This is a genomic window from Spirochaetia bacterium 38H-sp, from assembly GCA_039023545.1.
Taxonomy (GTDB): domain Bacteria; phylum Spirochaetota; class Spirochaetia; order Winmispirales; family Winmispiraceae; genus Rarispira; species Rarispira pelagica.
This window is the reverse complement of record JBCHKQ010000003.1, coordinates 157667-173846: the sequence shown is the minus strand read 5'-3', so window position 1 is coordinate 173846 and position 16180 is coordinate 157667. Positions and strand designations below refer to the sequence as shown.

Here is a 16180-nt window from a genome sequence, read left to right as displayed (position 1 = left end):
CGGATGAGACATAGTAGAAACCAAGATACAATAATAAGTCCCATTATTAATACGGGTAGAAAATCCTTGTGGCAGCTTGTAAACTCATCAGCATGCAAGCAATCACACAGCGTGCCATTTTTATCTGCAGTGCAGCTAGACAATCTCAAAGCAGAAGGCGAAAAACTAGGGCTTGAAAAACTCTTTACTGCATATGTGCAGCATGGCTCGGAGGCATGGCTCAATCCGTATCCTCTCATAAAAAAACTCGATAAAAATCTGCAAAAATATCTTGGGCAATCATCTGCTCTTTCTCCTCTGATAGATATCCTGACAGATCTTGCAAAAAACGATATATCACCTCATTCTTTTATGTTATATGTAGTTATTCCACGCATGCAGGATGATTTTTCATGGAGAGAATGGAGGAAGACACACTATAGGGCACTCAAAGTCATTGCTGATATGCTTATAGAACTTAGAAAGACTTCCCCTTTTGAAAAACAATTTCTGGGTGACAAGCATATAAGACTCAATCGTGACATTGTTCTTGCCAAGTATGCAGGCCAACCGTTATCCCTACTTGGACATAAAGAATTAGAAAAAAGAGATGCCATAGTAGAATACATTGCAATATGGAAAAATATAAAGATTGTATCGGGTTCTTTTATAAGGTTTATAAGAAACAGTGTTCTCGGTTTGCTATATAACTTGAGAGGGAAATACAATCTAGAGCATGTTATACAGCTTCTATCCGTTTTGCCTGAGTTGGAGGGGTGTTTATCCAATCTTCCACCAGACAAAATAGACAGCATAAGCCTGTATAATGCAAGCAGCAACAACCTGTTGGACTATAAGCTTGCAAATGGATACACTCCTATGCTGGTATTGGAAGAAGCGGAATTTCATATGAGGATAATAAAGAAGCTGCTACCAAAACCTTTGGGGCTTGAAGCAGCTTCTTTTATAACATATGTGATAAAAAGACAGAAAGACCACAGAATCATAAACAATATTCTTTATCTTTCTGATCTTCTCCCGGACAAGGGTAGTCTTGCAATATATAAGTGGCATATAAAAAATCTTCTCAATAAAACCCAAAAAGAACAACTCATTTTTATAAAAAAAACAAAAGATAACAGGGGTCTTCACCCGGATTATCCCAACATTGAAGATATTTTCTCAGATGATAACGTGACAAACTACAAAGAAAATTTTTCATCATATGCAAAAAATCTTAACACAGAACCTTCTCGACTCAGAGGTGCACGGGATATTATAAAAGCATATATAGAAAAGACACCAGCAATATCACCTGTCATAGACAAGATAAGAGATGATATACTGGAGGGTAGAGACAGACTCTGGTCAGAAGAAAAAATAAAGCTCTACGATAAAGCTACGCAGCTGATACATGCACCTCTTTTACGGACAATAATACCTGGAATAGGTTCTCTTTTTTATACAGCTCCAAAGTCACATTCTTTTTCAGAACTTTTTGCAGAATATCCTATAGAGCATAATATAAAGATCCCCTATATACGGCATAGCTTTACACTATCTACAAGCAGGGACAATCCCCAATTATGGGATTCTTCTGAAATAAAAGAAAGAATCAATCTCAGTGCTATACTTGATACAGCTCAAGCCTTTAGACAGCCTCATCACATTGATACGGAAGAGTATGTTTTTACAGAGCTAAGTAAAGAGCTTCTATCCATGAGAGGACCTCTTCAGAAGATAAAGAAAGAGATGGGGGACAACAAAGAAAGCAAACTAGAAAACCTCAAGAGAAGCCAAGATGTAATACAACAAAGACAGAAAGATTTTAGAAGGTTGCTTGCTCTGTACAAAGAAGCCCCTTCCTCTCTCAAGTTTATGATAGCTCTTATTCTTTCTTCCTCTTTTGCAAAAAAGAATAATCTTCTCAAGAGACTTGTACTTATCTGGACGGTAAAGCGTTATATGAAAAATCCTCTGTTTGCAAAGCAGCAGGCATTTTTTGCAGAAGACCTGGTTCCCGATGATATAAGCCTTATGCAATTTAAAATGTTGTTAAAAAGTATGGAACTTATGTTCTCTCTTATAAACAGCGATTCAGAAATAAGAGCTATCCTTGAGAGTCTTCCTACAGAACTGCATTCAGCTTTTGAACCTTTTCTGATAACACGCAGGAAGCTGCTGGGCATGGAGGCAATAGATGCTGCCATAAAAAAACTCAGCTCTTACCATGCTTTGCTTGCAGAACACGCAAAATGGCAAGAACTAATATCAAAGACATATAATCAGGAATCGGATATAAGACAATTTCTGCTATATGTATCCAAAAGCAGTATCGATGCATACTACGGTGATATGGGCGGGATATGTGCATCCGATAAACCGGAATTTATCAAAGATCCTGCTGCATTTACAATAAGGCTTGTAAATGGACAGGAGAAGACCATAACAGGTATGGGTCTCTTATATTTTAATACCGAGCCTAATCAAGCTTTGGCAAGGCGTCCCTTTTGGTTTGCTTTTGCAATAAATCCGCTGCCATCTCTTTGTCATAAGCTGACCAATATACAGCTTCTTATTATGTATCTCAATTACAGGATTTTACTTGAGAAAATAAGCAAAGAAACAGGTTATCCTGTTCTTCTTCCAGGAATCTCAAGTTGGGGTATAATATCCAACAATGATATTCTCAAAAAAATAATAACAGAATATGAGATAAGGAAACAACCTCTTATTCTTACTGATGCAAAGGGTCTTTCTTTCTATTATAATGAGTATCAGTATGCTCATGCCGCATGTATAATAGATCCCAATAAGCCTCAGACTTTTACAGCAGAACAGGATTTAAAAAAACTGCTGGAAAGTCTAGACTGAGCTTTTAAATACACTCATTCTTACTACAGGGAGGAAAGATGAAAAGAACTCTTGGGAGATCGGATATTGAGGTAAGTGCTCTAGGGCTGGGGTGCTGGCCAATAGGAGGCTTAGCATGGAGAGACGGAAAGCCGGATGGTTATCACGGAGCTGACGATAATGTATCCATAGATGCCATCAATGCTGCAATAGATAATGGTATAAACTTCTTTGATACTGCGGATTGCTATGGCGCTGGACATGCAGAAGAAGTTTTGGGAAAAGCTATAAAAGGAAAACGCGACAAGGTTGTAATTGCTACTAAGTTTGGCAATATTTTTAATGAATCCACGAGGACATTGGCAGGAGAAAGTGTTTCTCCAGATTATATAAGGCGTGCCCTGGAAGCTTCTCTGAGAAGGCTCGGCACAGATTATATAGATATCTATCAGATCCATACGTGGAGCATGAATCTTGCTTATGTGACACCTTGTATGGATACTTTGGATGAGTTGGTACGCGAGGGTAAGATAAGGACTTATGGATGGAGTACAGATCTTCTGGAGGGAGCTATGCTGGTTGCCGCTCGTCCTATGGCTTCTGTTATGCAGTATCAGTGCAATCTATTTTTCTATGACGAGCTTATGATGGAATACTGCAAAAAGAATAATCTTGCAGGTCTCAACAGGAGTCCTCTTGCTATGGGGCTTCTGTCCGGAAAATACAGACCGGATACCAGGATGCCTGAGGATGATATAAGGGGGCATAGGATAGAGTGGATGACTTTCTATAAAGATGGCAAGCCCAATGCAGAGCTTGTGAAAAAGCTGGACAGTATAAAAGAGATTCTTACGGATAAAGGTCGCTCGCTTGTCCAGGGTGCTATTGCGTGGTTGTGGGCAAAGAGCCCTGTTAATATTCCTATTCCAGGATTTAGGACACGTGAGCAGGCTATAGAGCTTGCTAAGTCCATGGAGTACGGTCCTCTTTCTAAGGAAGCTCTCTCAGAGATAGACAAGCTTCTCGACAGATAGTTTATTACGTATAAATTAAACAGCCGCTTGCGCAAAGCGCAGGCGGCGTTCGGTATATTTTCTTTTAATGGAGGTAATATGAGAGAATGTAATGTTTCTGCCAATAAGGCTGCCTGTAACTGTACTTATCCATGCTCAAAGAAAGGCATATGCTGCGAGTGTATAGCTTATCACAGAAAAAATGGCGAACTTCCAGCTTGTTATTTTCCGGCTGATGCGGAGAGAACTTACGACAGGTCTATAGAGCATTATCTTAAAATCAGATAGCCCCGGATTTTCGGGGTTTTTTTGTTGCCTCTGTTGCGTTTTACTGCTAAAAATCAGTATGGAGATTTTTCTTGTTACCGGAGGGGCCAGAAGTGGCAAAAGCCGGTTTTGCATTGAGAAGGCTAATAGTCATACAGGAAGACGGGTTTTTATAGCTACAGCAGAGGCGCTGGATGAAGAAATGACAGAAAGAATTATAGCCCACAGGGCAGAACGTGGCGACAGCTGGGAAACTATAGAAGAGCCTCTGAAGCTTGCTGATGCCATATCCAATGCCGCAGGATATGCAGATGTGGTTGTAGCGGATTGTCTTACTTTATGGTTGAGCAATTTATGTATGTCTATGCTTAAGCCGGATAAAGAGTATGTTATTTCTAAGATAAATGAACTCACAAGAACTCTGGCGAAAGTAAAGGCAAGAGGAGGATATGCCTCTATTTTTATGGTAAGCAATGAGGTAGGCTGCGGCATTGTTCCCGTAAGCAATCTGGGAAGGTTCTTTAGAGATATGGCAGGTATGCTTAACCAAAGGGTAGCAGAAGTAGCCGATAATGTGGTACTCATGGCAGCGGGACTTCCAATATATGCAAAAAAAGACGGACTTCCTGTTTTTGCGGATTAAGAAACAAAATAAATTAGCAAATGTGATATCAAGCCTATGTATAAAACAACGACTTTGACAGCCATAACAATGAATATTAAGTCATTTATAAACAAGGAGTAAATATGACAAAAGAAAGAAAGATTAATATGACGATAGAAAAAATAGAAAACAACAGCCTTTCTCCTATAGTAAGGGATGCCGTACAGAAAAGACTGGACATGCTTACAAAACCCCAGGGAAGCCTTGGTGTTCTAGAAGAGCTGGTAATAAGGCTTGCCCTGATACAAGACAGTGTAACACCTGTAATAAATAAAAAATATGTCTTTGTTTTTGCCGCAGACCATGGAGTTGCCAAGGAAGGAGTGAGTGCCTATCCTCAAGAAGTCACTGCTCAGATGGTTTATAATTTTCTGGCAGGAGGTGCTGCTATAAACGCACTGAGTAAAAGAGCAGGTGCAGAGGTTGTTGTTGTGGATGCAGGTGTTGCTCATGATTTTTCCGGATGTAAAGGTCTCATAGACCAAAAGGTCGTATATGGAAGCCACAACATGACAGAAAGTCCTGCCATGAGCAGAGAAGAGGCTATAAAATGCATAGTATCAGGGATAGAGCTTGCAGAAGAATATGAAAAAAAGGGTATAAATCTTGCCGGTGTAGGAGAGATGGGTATAGCAAACACAACAGCTGCAAGTGCAGTCACAGCTATACTGTGCAAGCTCTCACCTACCGTTGTTACAGGAAAGGGAACAGGAATAGACGAGAACAGACTCGAGAAAAAAGTAAATATCGTAAAGAAGGCAATAGAAATCAATGCACCTGATGTAAACGATCCACTTGATGTCCTTTCCAAGGTAGGAGGAGCAGAAATAGGACAAATAGCAGGCTTTTTGCTAGGCTGTGCGGCTCTTAGAATCCCCGTAATAACAGATGGTTTTATCGCTACATCAGGAGCATTGATAGCACAAGCTTTATGTCCCGCTTTATCCGATTTTTTATTTGCTTCGCACGTTTCTCAGGAACCCGGGCACATATATCAGCTAAAGAAATTGGGTCTAAGCCCTCTCTTTGACTTGGGACTCAGACTGGGTGAGGGAACAGGAACAACCATTGCAATGCAGCTTATGGATTCTGCACTTGAGGCCTATTATAACATGGCAAGCTTCCAGCAGGCCGGTGTCTCAGAAAAAGAAGAATGAAAAGTTTCCTCATAGCTCTAAGTTTTCTTACAACCATTCCGGTAAGGCCCAATATAGAAAGCAACAACGAGCTTGCAAAAAGTGCAGACAGCTTTATGCTTGTTGCACATTTCAAAGCCATAATACTAGCACTATCCTCCATAATCAGCCTGTACACCATGGGAAGACTTCCTGCAGCAATAACAGTCATACTTATGGCAGAGCTTCTCTCCGGAGGACTCCACTCCGATGGCCTTGCAGACACCATAGATGCCCTGGGCATAAAACCTCAAGAAACCCCTCAGAAAACCAGAGAAAAACGCCTGACAGTATTAAAAGACCCTGCAACAGGTGCAATGGGCAGCCTTTCACTCAGCATCTGGGCACTGACATGCTTTGCAGCTCTTGCCACACTCTCAGAAACATCCAGCCTGCTGACAGCAGCTGCAATAATCGCGCCCATACAAGCCATAAGCGCAATAAAAACCTGCATGTACAAAAGCAAGCCGGCAACACACAGCCTCTCCAGTATCTTCCTGCCATACAAAAGTCCTATGATAATTCTGGACCATATTGCAGCATTTATAACAAGCACAGCAGCACTCTGTTTCTCTTTCTCCCTCTTTGTGGCAGCCATATCTGCAACAATCCTTAGCATCCTTACACTTACAACAAGCCTAATAATAAAAAAGAACCTCACAAAAAAACTGGGCGGAATCAATGGAGACGTCCTCGGAGCAACCCACCAAATTTGCTTTGCCATCAGTCTACTTACGCTAAGTGCAATTGACAATCTTACAAAATAAAATCAATACCGAACGTCGGGAGCGCATGCATAATGCAACGCAGGCAAGAAAGCGCTCCCTCCTGCCTGCGGCATACATAAGTAAAACAATAACAACCAACGAGCGCAGCAGCAAAAAAACAAAGCATAGACAAAACAGAAATATCCTCTATTTGAAATGCTGATATTTAGCACATACACAAGTTTATCTAAGAAACAAAAACAAACAATCCTAAGGAAAACAACCAGTCACACGATAATCACTCATAACAGTATGTCAATTATTATTTTTACACATTTATGAATAATAAATATAAAATAACTACAAAAATGTATATTTATTAACAAAGCACAACAACCATTTTCTTATACTAGAATAAATTAACAACTTGGCACTCATTTTGCTAATCACAAAATGAGGAGGAAAAAATGTACAGAGCAATAATTGCAGATGACTCTGCTACAATAAGAAGCATAATAGAAAGAACCTTAACCCGGGCCGGGATACAAGTACTGGCACAAGCAAAAAACGGAGACGAAGCTCTATCTCTATTCAGAAAACAACAGCCAAACCTTGTCACATTGGATATAACGATGCCAGGAACAGACGGATTAAAATGCCTGGAGGAGATAAAGAAAAACAACCCCAAAACAGAAATCATAATAATAAGCGCCCTATCAGATCAGTCCACAGCCATCAAAGCAATAAAAATGGGAGCAAGCACTTTTATAAAGAAACCATTTACAGAACACGAATTACTAAACCATTTGGAAACACTGGGAATCATAGAGAAAGGAGAATAACATGATGGCAGAAGACTTAAAAACATTTGTAAACATAACAACATCCTATTTTGATTCGGTTACCCAAAAAACAGCTGATCTTGGTATTCCCTTCATAAAAAATAGAGAAAACACTTTCTTCCTAGACTACACGGGTGTTATTGGCATATCTGGACTAAAAAAAGGTGCAATGTACTTTACAACTTCTGGAGGAATGCTATGGACAATAGCCCAAATATTACTCCCAGGAGAAGAAGAAATAGGAGAAGAAATTCTTATGGACATAGCAGGAGAAATAGCAAATACCATAGCCGGTAATGCACGAGAAGTTTTTGGAGAAAACTTTTGGATATCTGTTCCATTTGTTTTTAGAGGAAAACCCGATGAAGTACTTTTAAATGTACAAACCCCAGTATATGTCATCCCCATAATCTGGGAAAATTTCCAAAGCTTCTTAGGAATAGGACTAGACTAACAAAATATCAGATAAGGAGAAACATATGGAAAAAACGCTTTACGATTACATTTGGGTCATTTTATCGGCTGGATTGGTATTTCTTATGCAGGCAGGCTTTGCGATGCTGGAAACAGGCTTTACAAGATCAAAGAACAGTATCAATGTTGCCATAAAAAATCTAACCGATGTAGGGATATCATCGGTGGCATTCTGGCTATTGGGCTTTGGACTTATGTTTGGCAATTCGTTTAAAGGTATAATAGGAATCAATCACTTTCTATTTTCTCCAGGAAAAACAGACTGGGGAATTGCATGGGATACTACTTTTTTTCTATTTCAGCTGATGTTTGCTGCAACTTGTGCAACAATCGTATCTGGAGCAGTAGCAGAAAGAATGCGTTTTACAGCATACCTTGTTATAAGCGCTTTTATAAGCGCTATCATATATCCTATCTTTGGCCATTGGGCATGGGGAGGAGCATTACTTCCCAATAGCCCGGGCTGGTTAGGCTCACTAGGATTTGTAGATTTTGCAGGCTCCACAGTTGTGCACAGTATGGGAGGATGGGTTGCCTTGGCAGCTGTATTGATAATAGGACCAAGAAAAGGGCGCTTTGACAACAGCATAAAGATGCAAGGAAGCAATATCCCAATAAGTGTGCTTGGAACACTGCTCTTATGGCTAGGATGGTTTGGCTTTAACGGAGGAAGTACTTTGGAAATGAATACACAAGTTCCCGGCATAGTTCTAAGAACATCTCTTGCCGGAGCAACGGGAATGCTAGCCGCTCTGTTTTTAGGATGGATAATATATAAAAAGGCCGATATAAGCTTGGTGATAAATGGTTCTCTTGCAGGACTCGTAGCAATAACTGCAAACGCTCATGCAGTAACAGAAGCCGAATCACTACTAATAGGAGCCATAGGCGGACTAATAATGCTAGCAACTCAAGAAGTATTGGAAAAGCTCAAAATAGATGATGTAGTAGGAGCAATCCCTGTACATCTTGCTTCAGGTATATGGGGCACCCTAGCCGTAGGAATATTTGGCAAAACAGATATTCTTGGCACAGGCCTTAGCAGAATAGCACAGATAGGAATACAGCTTCTTGGGATAACTGTAGCAGCGGCATGGGGATTTTTTATACCTTATATTTTTCTAAAAACATATAACAAAATAAGCGCCATAAGAGTATCTGAAGAAATAGAAGATATGGGACTCAACGTAGGGGAACATGGCGCTTCAACAGAACTATACGATTTCTTTAAAACACTGGATAAACAGGCAGCAACAGGAGATCTATCACTCAGAGTACCGGAAGAACCATTTACGGAAATAGGACAGATAGCAAAAGCATACAATAAAGTAATATCTCACCTTGAAAACACAACAATAGATAGGAACAAATACATGATGATACTGGAGAATATTAAGAGTGGACTATTTATGATATCAAAAGACTACAAAATAGACTCTCATTATTCTGCAAACTTTTTAAAAATCTTTAATATAACAGAAGAAGACGTAAACAATAACGACTTTATAAATATAATAAAACCTATGGTAAGCAAAAAAACATTGGATAGTATAAAGGATTATATAGACCTTTTTTTTACAGAACACGTGGAAGAATTAGTACTAAAGGAATTTAACCCTTTTAAAGAGCTGGACATAAATATAAGTACAGAAAAAAATATAGAACATAAAATACTCACAGGCTCCGCAAAAAGAGTCTACAAGGATGAAAAAATCGATGCAGTTATGATTATAGTAGAAGATGTGACAGAAGAAGCGCTTTTGGAAAGAGAGCTAAAAGAACAAGAAGAAAAAACTCGTTCCGAAATGGAAATATTCTATAAACTTATACATATTGATCCACATATACTAGAACAATTCGCAGCAAGCGTTGCGGAGGACATTGAGACAGTAACTGAGATAGCACAGAAATTTTCTGATACTCCCAAGGAAGGGCTAAACCACATGTTTAGATATATTCATAGTATAAAGGGCGACGCATATGCAGTTGGTCTTGATAATATTGGAGACGCAGCACACAAAATAGAAGAAAACATACAGGAAATTAGGGCGGAGGGAAAAGTAAGGATAGATGATCTTATAAATATAGTAGTGCTTACAGGAGAAATAAAGAGAACACTCAAGACAATAGAAACATTAAAGAACAAACTTTTGAGCTTTAAAGAGTCATACAACAATTCGGAAGCAGATCCAATCTATTTCTCCATAGAAAAACTGTTAACACGAATAGAAACAGAACAGGGAGTGAAAATAAATCTGGATATGGGCGGATACAAAAAAGAAGAAATTCCAGTAGAACATTATAAGAAAATAAAAGATATCATAATACAGTGCATAAGAAATGCAATATCTCACGCCATAGAAGAACCAGAAGAAAGGATAGCCCAGGGGAAGCCCCCTCATCCAACAATAACAGTAGCCACATCAAAAACAGATAAAGAAATATCTATATCCATAAAAGACGATGGCAGAGGGATAAATTATGAGAAAATAGCAGAAAAAGCCAAAACAAACGGTTATGTAACAACAAAGAATAGAAAAGATCTTATAAGACTTTTGTTCACAGAAGGAATATCTTCAAAGGATAAAGTAGATATCCATGCTGGACGGGGCGTAGGTCTCCCTCTTGTAGGCAATATAATAAGGCAGCTGGGAGGCAGAATAAAAGTATACAGCATGGAAGGAAAAGGAACAGAATTTATATTTTATATTCCTTTTGAAAATAATAAGAAAACGGCAGGCCAGGCAAAACTAATTGCAAGTGCCTAGACCTGCCTACTCCTTACATTTCCCGGATAGGGTAACCTGTCCGGGTTCTTATTCTACCAAATGTCGCGAGCACGTCCATATAATAAAGCAGGCAAAAAGAGACACTCTCACTCCTAGCTGTGTCAGGTATCAGAAATAAAAGACGGATGTCTTCCCTGCTTTTCTTCCGCCGGGAGGCAGCAGAGCCCGCAGCAGCGGGCTCTACGTTCGGTATCAAGTATCACAAAAAAATTAGACGCGCTCAGAAACATATTTTTGGTATTCTTCCGGTATGTCCAGGATTTCTCTGGGTTTGCTTCCATTAGCAGGTCCTACAATTCCCAGATATTCCATGTTTTCTATCATCCTTGCGGCTCTATTATACCCCACCTTAAGCCGTCTCTGGAGATAGGAGGCTGATGCCTTGCCGGTTGATAGGACAATCTCTATAGCCTTTTCCATAAGCGGGTCTTCCAACTCGTCAACAGGCAAGTCATTCTCTTCTTCTTCTGTAAAGATTATATCATCTATATAGTCAGGTGGAGATAGGTCTCTAAGATAATCCACAAGATTCTCAACCTCCTCCTCAGAAACAAAAGCTCCCTGTATTCTCAGCGGAAATGGTTGCCACGGAGAGGTAAAGAGCATATCGCCCTTTCCAAGGAGCTTCTCTGCACCTACAGCGTCCATTATGATTCTAGAATCAAACTTGCTGGCTACCATAAATGCGATTCTGGAAGGAATGTTAGCTTTGATAAGACCAGTTATAACATCTATGGAGGGACGTTGTGTTGCAAGAACAAGGTGTAGTCCAACAGCTCTAGACATGGCGGCAAGCCGCGCAAGAATGGACTCAAGCTCCTTGCCACTTGTGGCCATAAGGTCTGCAAATTCATCTATCACGATGACTATGTAAGGCAGACTCTCCATGGCAAGGCGTTCTTTTTTTATCTTGCTGTTATAAGTCTTGATATCACGTGCTCCCACTGCATCTAGCAGTGCATAACGCCTTTCCATCTCATAAACACAATACTGCAGAGCCTGAAAGGCCTTCTTGGGGTCAGTTACAACAGGGGTAAGCAGATGAGGTATATCGTTATAAAGCTTGAGCTCGACAATCTTGGGGTCTATAAGCATAAGTCTGACTTCCTGTGGCGCTCTGGTATACAATATGGAACAAATCATGGAGTTTACGCATACGGACTTACCAGAGCCTGTAGCTCCTGCTATCAAAAGATGAGGAGTCTGTGCAAGGTCTACAACCTGAGGTTCTCCTGTTATGTCACGGCCAAGTACAACAGGTATGCTTCCTGCTCCATCCAAAGCACCATCTTCCATAAGACTTCTCATGCTAACAAGCTCGCGCTCTCTATTGGGAATCTCCACCCCAACCGCCCGTTTACCAGGTATGGGTGCAACAATTCTCACGCTCTGAGCTGCAAGCCTCAGGGCTATGTTATCTGAAAGATTTACAATCTTAGATAGCTTTACCCCAGGTGCAGGCAAAATCTCAAACATGGTTATTACAGGTCCGCGGCGTATTCCTATAAGCTCGGCATCTATCCCAAACTCGGCAAGAGTAGAAAGTAAAAGCTCTCCAGCCTGTCTTATCTCTTCCTTCCTGTCTCCAGACATCTCGGGATAGTTCTTTAGTATACCATCCACCGGAAGGCGATAGTTTTCTATATATGCGGACAGTGTTGCACCTCCTGCTGCACGGCTGGAGTACGTTGCTGTTTTATTCTCACTGTCATAAGAAGGTTTATCCTCTATCTCCTCCCGCGCCTTCTCATAAGTCTCAGCAGAGCGTAAAGCATGGGAAGAAACATTGCCATGCTGACTGACTTCTATCCTATCCGCAAAGTCTTCCGGGATATCATAATCACCATGTTCAGACTCAAGCCTGCCAATTTCCGTAGAGTCTTCGGCAGGAATTTCGCGGGAAGAATACTTATCCGTACTGCTCAAGCAACCATCATCCATACTCTCCTGCACAGCAGGAAGAAAAGAGGCTTGTTCAGACTCTACTATATTATCCGATATATCATCATAGCTATCACTCTGTTCTTCCGTATCACTGGTATCCGTATCATCATACTCAAGCTCATTATCCACATGCTCCCACTCTACCAGCCTTACTTTGTCCTTAGTCCTTGTCGCAATACGGGCAATAACAGAATCAGGCGACATAATTCTGCTGTCATCCGTATCAAGACTAGCAGTATCACTAGAATCCACAGTCTCATCCCTCTCATTTTTTTCCGTAGCAGAAAAAACAGAAGGATCTCCTGATGCAGAAGAAGGAGGAAATAAAGCCTCTATAGAGGGAAAGCGACTGCGCAGCAAAGGCAACAATCTTAAAGAAAGCAAAAACGACACAATACTAAGAAGAAGACTTATGGAAAAAGTCCCCAACCGGGTAAAAGAAATAATCATAGCGTTGATAAGAGGACTCTTATCAGCAAGAGGGTCAGTAAAAGCCCGTAAAGCGAGCGCAAGGAAAAAAACAGGCACACTCACAATATTAATCCAGAGAAACTGCCAGAGAGGAAAATCGGACAGGAGCAAAAGAATACCGGCCCAGATTATATATACGGGTACCCAGAGACCAGCATAACCAAAACTGGCAAAAAGAAAAAACCCCGCACCTTCCGCTGGAGAAAAAGTACCAATAGAGAGAAAAAACGACAACAAAAGAAGCAAACCAGATGCAACTAGAAAAGATGCTAAAGCAACCCTTAAAATCTTTGCGCTCACAACCCCTCCTCTACTCATAATCGGCAGATTTTACCGGCGGTTTATCAATAACAGTCCGATTTAAAACAGACATAAGACACTCAAAATACCGAACGGCCTTACCTCAGCCTGCCAAGCAAGAAAAAAGACCAAGGCAAGGCCTGCCTACGGCAAATAAATGATATCCTTTAAAATAAAGTAGCAAAAATAAAAACAGCGGGGCTATGTCCCCGCTAATAATATATGCAAAACAAAAACCAAGTATATATCATCTATGGTCCCAGGTAGATTATCTCAACCTTACCGTCACCTACAGGAGCTCCTCCAGTTATATTCTGCGGATTGGCACCAGTATTGTATGAACCGCCACCTCCACCGTAAAACGGCATCCCGTTGGTACCATCGCTGGCACCACCTCCTGAGTAGCCGCCTCCACCTCCAGCTGTAGCATAGGTTGTCCCGGACGCAGAATTTTCTATCCTGGCACCTCCACCTCCAAAGCCACCGTCTCCATTATTTGTCCCCGCAGCAACCTGAGAGCCAAGACCACCTGAAAAGAAGCTCTGCGCAGCAGTACTGCCAAGGTCGGATTTGTTTATTCCTGCTGCACTGTCCATACCAGTCTCATTTCCTGCTCCGCCCGCATTACCACCAGTGCCTCCCTGGTTGTTGGATGTATTACCTGGATCAAAGTAATCGTCATGATATCCGGGAGCTCCGTTTTCTGATGCCTGACCGTTGGAATCACTTGTTGCACTTGCTCCTACAGCTCCGCCTCCTCCGGCTGCAATAAGGAGTGTGCTAGTCGCAAGATCTGCTCCTCTGGAGACAAAGCTGCCACCACCTCCCCCTAGATTAGCATAAGGCACATATGCTCCCAATCCCTGCTGTCCTACCAGTATCCATAGGACATCTCCAGCACTGAGGGAAAACTCTCCTTCTATATGTGCTCCTCTACCGTAAGAACTACTGCCAGCATTGGCTCCAGAAGCTCCGTAAGCAATAATCCTATAAGTTCCTGTATTAGGCACTGTCCATTTCTGTATACCTGTGGAGCTTGCAGTAACAGAACCCTCAAGGTTTGTCCCTGTATATGCTGCATCAAGCTGTGACTGACTGGGCCCCTGTCTGCCCGTTGCATCGGCAGTAGTAAAGGTATATGATATATTCAGCCACTGTGCATAGAGGGTTGTATTCTGTCTTTTATCCCAGTCTCTTGCACTGCTCATATCCTGCATATAATACTGTACTCCACCTGACGGTGAATCAAAGTATCCTGCAAAGGTATATCCTATCTTGGTTGGAGCTGTTGCAGCTGGCATCGGCTGGTTATACTCTGCCGTAACGGTGGTTGTTCCACCCGTACCTCCCTGCTTGTCAAAGGTTATGGTGTACAGAGTTTCCCTCATTGTAATCTTTACTGTAACAGTATCTCCGGGATAAAGGTCTACTGTTGATTGTCCAGAAAAAAGTATACTGCCATTATTGTCCCGTGCTTCTAGTGTAAAAACTCTGGATAAACCAGAGGGCACATCCAGAGCTATTTCCTGCGATGCAAATGTCCTAGATATGGTCTCCATGTCTTTTGCACTTACAGTAAGATAAAAGGAAGTTATATCCGTAAGGCTTGTCTGTCTGTCCGGCATATCATCTAATTCTACACCTGTATTTATCAATACATGGCTTGCAGAGGATGTGTTTTCCATAACAGGACAAGCAGTGGTAATTATTGTTATAATAATAAATAGAAGAAAATAAAATGATTTATTTTTCATGATCAAATCCCTTATATATACTTTTAGTAATAATTTCAGTATAAATAACCTATGCACAGTTGTCAAATTCTATAAATATGATTTTTGATTTTTTATTTATGCCGCAGGCAGCACAGTCCGCGGCTAATCGCGGGCTGTGCGTTCGGTATAATTTTATAGGTATATCAGGCCAAGGATTCCTACGGGTATAAGGTAGATTGAGAAGAGGTATAGTTTTCCACCTCTTATAAGACGCAGAAGAAAAAGCAGAGCATAATAACCTGCGATAAATGCGGAGAGCATTCCGGACAGCATGTAGTTAAAAGGGATGTCTGTTGCAAGCTGACCAAGATCTTTGAGCTCCAGTATGAGTGCACCAAGTACGGCCGGAACAAAAAGTAAAAAGGAGAAGTCGCCGGCGCTTTCTCTGTCTATGCCTTTTAAAAGGCCTGCACTGATTGTACTGCCAGAGCGTGAGATACCAGGAATTACTGCTAGGCCTTGTATAAGACCGATTATTATTCCATCTGATATTTTTATCTGTCTTAGGTTTCTACCCTGTTTTTTTGCAAAGGCCGTGCTCATAAGAAGGACTGCTGTCACCAGAAACATGGCCGATGTAAAGTGTGGATTGGCAAAGATTGGCAGGTCCTTTATTACAAGGCCTAATCCTGCAGTTATTGCAGTTCCTATGAGCAGTATTAGGGCAAGTTTGCCGTTGGCACGGTCTTCTTCTGTTCTACTGCCAGTTAACAGTCGGAAGAGAGAAATGAGTATCGGTGCTATTTTGTTCCAGAAAACTCCCAAAACAACTATAAGGGTGGCAACATGGAGCAAAACGTCAAATAACAGCGGAATGTCGCCTACCCCCAGAAGATGCTGGGCAATTACAAGGTGTCCGGAGCTTGATACTGGCAAGAACTCTGTTATCCCCTGAAGTGCGCCCAACAGGATTGCTTTGTACATCGT

The 16180-nt window shown here is 41.2% G+C and carries 12 protein-coding genes; 9 read left to right on the top strand and 3 right to left on the bottom strand.

Features of this window, described 5'->3' with window-relative positions; translation table 11 throughout:
* Positions 1 to 3: 3 nt before the first annotated feature.
* The 9 genes from WKV44_07555 (at position 4) to amt (ending at position 10742) form a co-directional block, all read left to right on the top strand.
* Positions 4 to 2853 (top strand): hypothetical protein, encoded by a 2850-nt coding sequence (locus WKV44_07555; GenBank protein ID MEM5948398.1) that lies wholly within the window; start codon positions 4 to 6, stop codon positions 2851 to 2853.
* Between the two features lie 38 nt (positions 2854 to 2891).
* A complete protein-coding gene (locus WKV44_07550) occupies positions 2892 to 3866 on the top strand; it encodes an aldo/keto reductase (GenBank protein MEM5948397.1) in 975 nt (324 codons plus the stop codon).
* 78 nt (positions 3867 to 3944) lie between these two features.
* On the top strand, positions 3945 to 4133 hold the full coding sequence (locus WKV44_07545; GenBank protein ID MEM5948396.1) for a DUF6485 family protein: 189 nt from the start codon (positions 3945 to 3947) through the stop codon (positions 4131 to 4133).
* Positions 4134 to 4191: 58 nt separating this feature from the next.
* Entirely contained in the window at positions 4192 to 4755 is a 564-nt protein-coding gene (gene cobU / locus WKV44_07540) for a bifunctional adenosylcobinamide kinase/adenosylcobinamide-phosphate guanylyltransferase (GenBank protein MEM5948395.1), read from the top strand.
* A gap of 104 nt (positions 4756 to 4859) precedes the next feature.
* Complete coding sequence (cobT, locus tag WKV44_07535; protein ID MEM5948394.1) at positions 4860 to 5933, top strand: nicotinate-nucleotide--dimethylbenzimidazole phosphoribosyltransferase; 1074 nt, start codon at positions 4860 to 4862, stop codon at positions 5931 to 5933.
* Complete coding sequence (gene cobS, locus WKV44_07530) at positions 5930 to 6718, top strand: adenosylcobinamide-GDP ribazoletransferase (GenBank protein MEM5948393.1); 789 nt, start codon at positions 5930 to 5932, stop codon at positions 6716 to 6718. Before cobT ends, cobS begins: the two co-directional genes overlap by 4 nt.
* 407 nt (positions 6719 to 7125) lie before the next feature.
* Positions 7126 to 7500: a response regulator gene (locus WKV44_07525; protein ID MEM5948392.1), complete on the top strand. Its 375-nt coding sequence runs from the start codon at positions 7126 to 7128 to the stop codon at positions 7498 to 7500.
* A gap of 1 nt (position 7501) precedes the next feature.
* The gene (locus tag WKV44_07520) at positions 7502 to 7954 is read left to right on the top strand and encodes a chemotaxis protein CheX (GenBank protein ID MEM5948391.1); all 453 of its coding nucleotides are present in this window, start codon (positions 7502 to 7504) and stop codon (positions 7952 to 7954) included.
* Between the two features lie 25 nt (positions 7955 to 7979).
* Positions 7980 to 10742: an ammonium transporter gene (amt, locus tag WKV44_07515; GenBank protein MEM5948390.1), complete on the top strand. Its 2763-nt coding sequence runs from the start codon at positions 7980 to 7982 to the stop codon at positions 10740 to 10742.
* Between the two features lie 231 nt (positions 10743 to 10973).
* Here amt and WKV44_07510 read toward each other — a convergent pair whose 3' ends face one another.
* The 3 genes from WKV44_07510 to WKV44_07500 all read right to left on the bottom strand — a co-directional run bounded on the left by WKV44_07510 (position 10974) and on the right by WKV44_07500 (position 16177).
* Positions 10974 to 13478 carry a DNA translocase FtsK gene (locus tag WKV44_07510; GenBank protein ID MEM5948389.1) on the bottom strand — a complete coding sequence of 835 codons (2505 nt, stop codon included), beginning with the start codon at positions 13476 to 13478 and terminating at the stop codon, positions 10974 to 10976.
* Positions 13479 to 13729: 251 nt separating this feature from the next.
* The gene (locus WKV44_07505; GenBank protein MEM5948388.1) at positions 13730 to 15232 is read right to left on the bottom strand and encodes an InlB B-repeat-containing protein; all 1503 of its coding nucleotides are present in this window, start codon (positions 15230 to 15232) and stop codon (positions 13730 to 13732) included.
* A gap of 153 nt (positions 15233 to 15385) precedes the next feature.
* Positions 15386 to 16177 (bottom strand): undecaprenyl-diphosphate phosphatase, encoded by a 792-nt coding sequence (locus WKV44_07500; protein ID MEM5948387.1) that lies wholly within the window; start codon positions 16175 to 16177, stop codon positions 15386 to 15388.
* Between the last annotated feature and the right edge of the window lie 3 nt (positions 16178 to 16180).

Bases quoted from the DNA above. Each gene is read 5' to 3' on its own strand.
- WKV44_07555 (MEM5948398.1), top strand. From the start codon at position 4: ATGAGACATAGTAGAAACCAAGATACAATAATAAGTCCCATTATTAAT.
- WKV44_07550 (MEM5948397.1), top strand. From the start codon at position 2,892: ATGAAAAGAACTCTTGGGAGATCGGATATTGAGGTAAGTGCTCTAGGG.
- WKV44_07545 (MEM5948396.1), top strand. From the start codon at position 3,945: ATGAGAGAATGTAATGTTTCTGCCAATAAGGCTGCCTGTAACTGTACT.
- cobU (MEM5948395.1), top strand. From the start codon at position 4,192: ATGGAGATTTTTCTTGTTACCGGAGGGGCCAGAAGTGGCAAAAGCCGG.
- cobT (MEM5948394.1), top strand. From the start codon at position 4,860: ATGACAAAAGAAAGAAAGATTAATATGACGATAGAAAAAATAGAAAAC.
- cobS (MEM5948393.1), top strand. From the start codon at position 5,930: ATGAAAAGTTTCCTCATAGCTCTAAGTTTTCTTACAACCATTCCGGTA.
- WKV44_07525 (MEM5948392.1), top strand. From the start codon at position 7,126: ATGTACAGAGCAATAATTGCAGATGACTCTGCTACAATAAGAAGCATA.
- WKV44_07520 (MEM5948391.1), top strand. From the start codon at position 7,502: ATGATGGCAGAAGACTTAAAAACATTTGTAAACATAACAACATCCTAT.
- amt (MEM5948390.1), top strand. From the start codon at position 7,980: ATGGAAAAAACGCTTTACGATTACATTTGGGTCATTTTATCGGCTGGA.
- WKV44_07505 (MEM5948388.1), bottom strand. From the start codon at position 15,232: ATGAAAAATAAATCATTTTATTTTCTTCTATTTATTATTATAACAATA.
- WKV44_07500 (MEM5948387.1), bottom strand. From the start codon at position 16,177: ATGTACAAAGCAATCCTGTTGGGCGCACTTCAGGGGATAACAGAGTTC.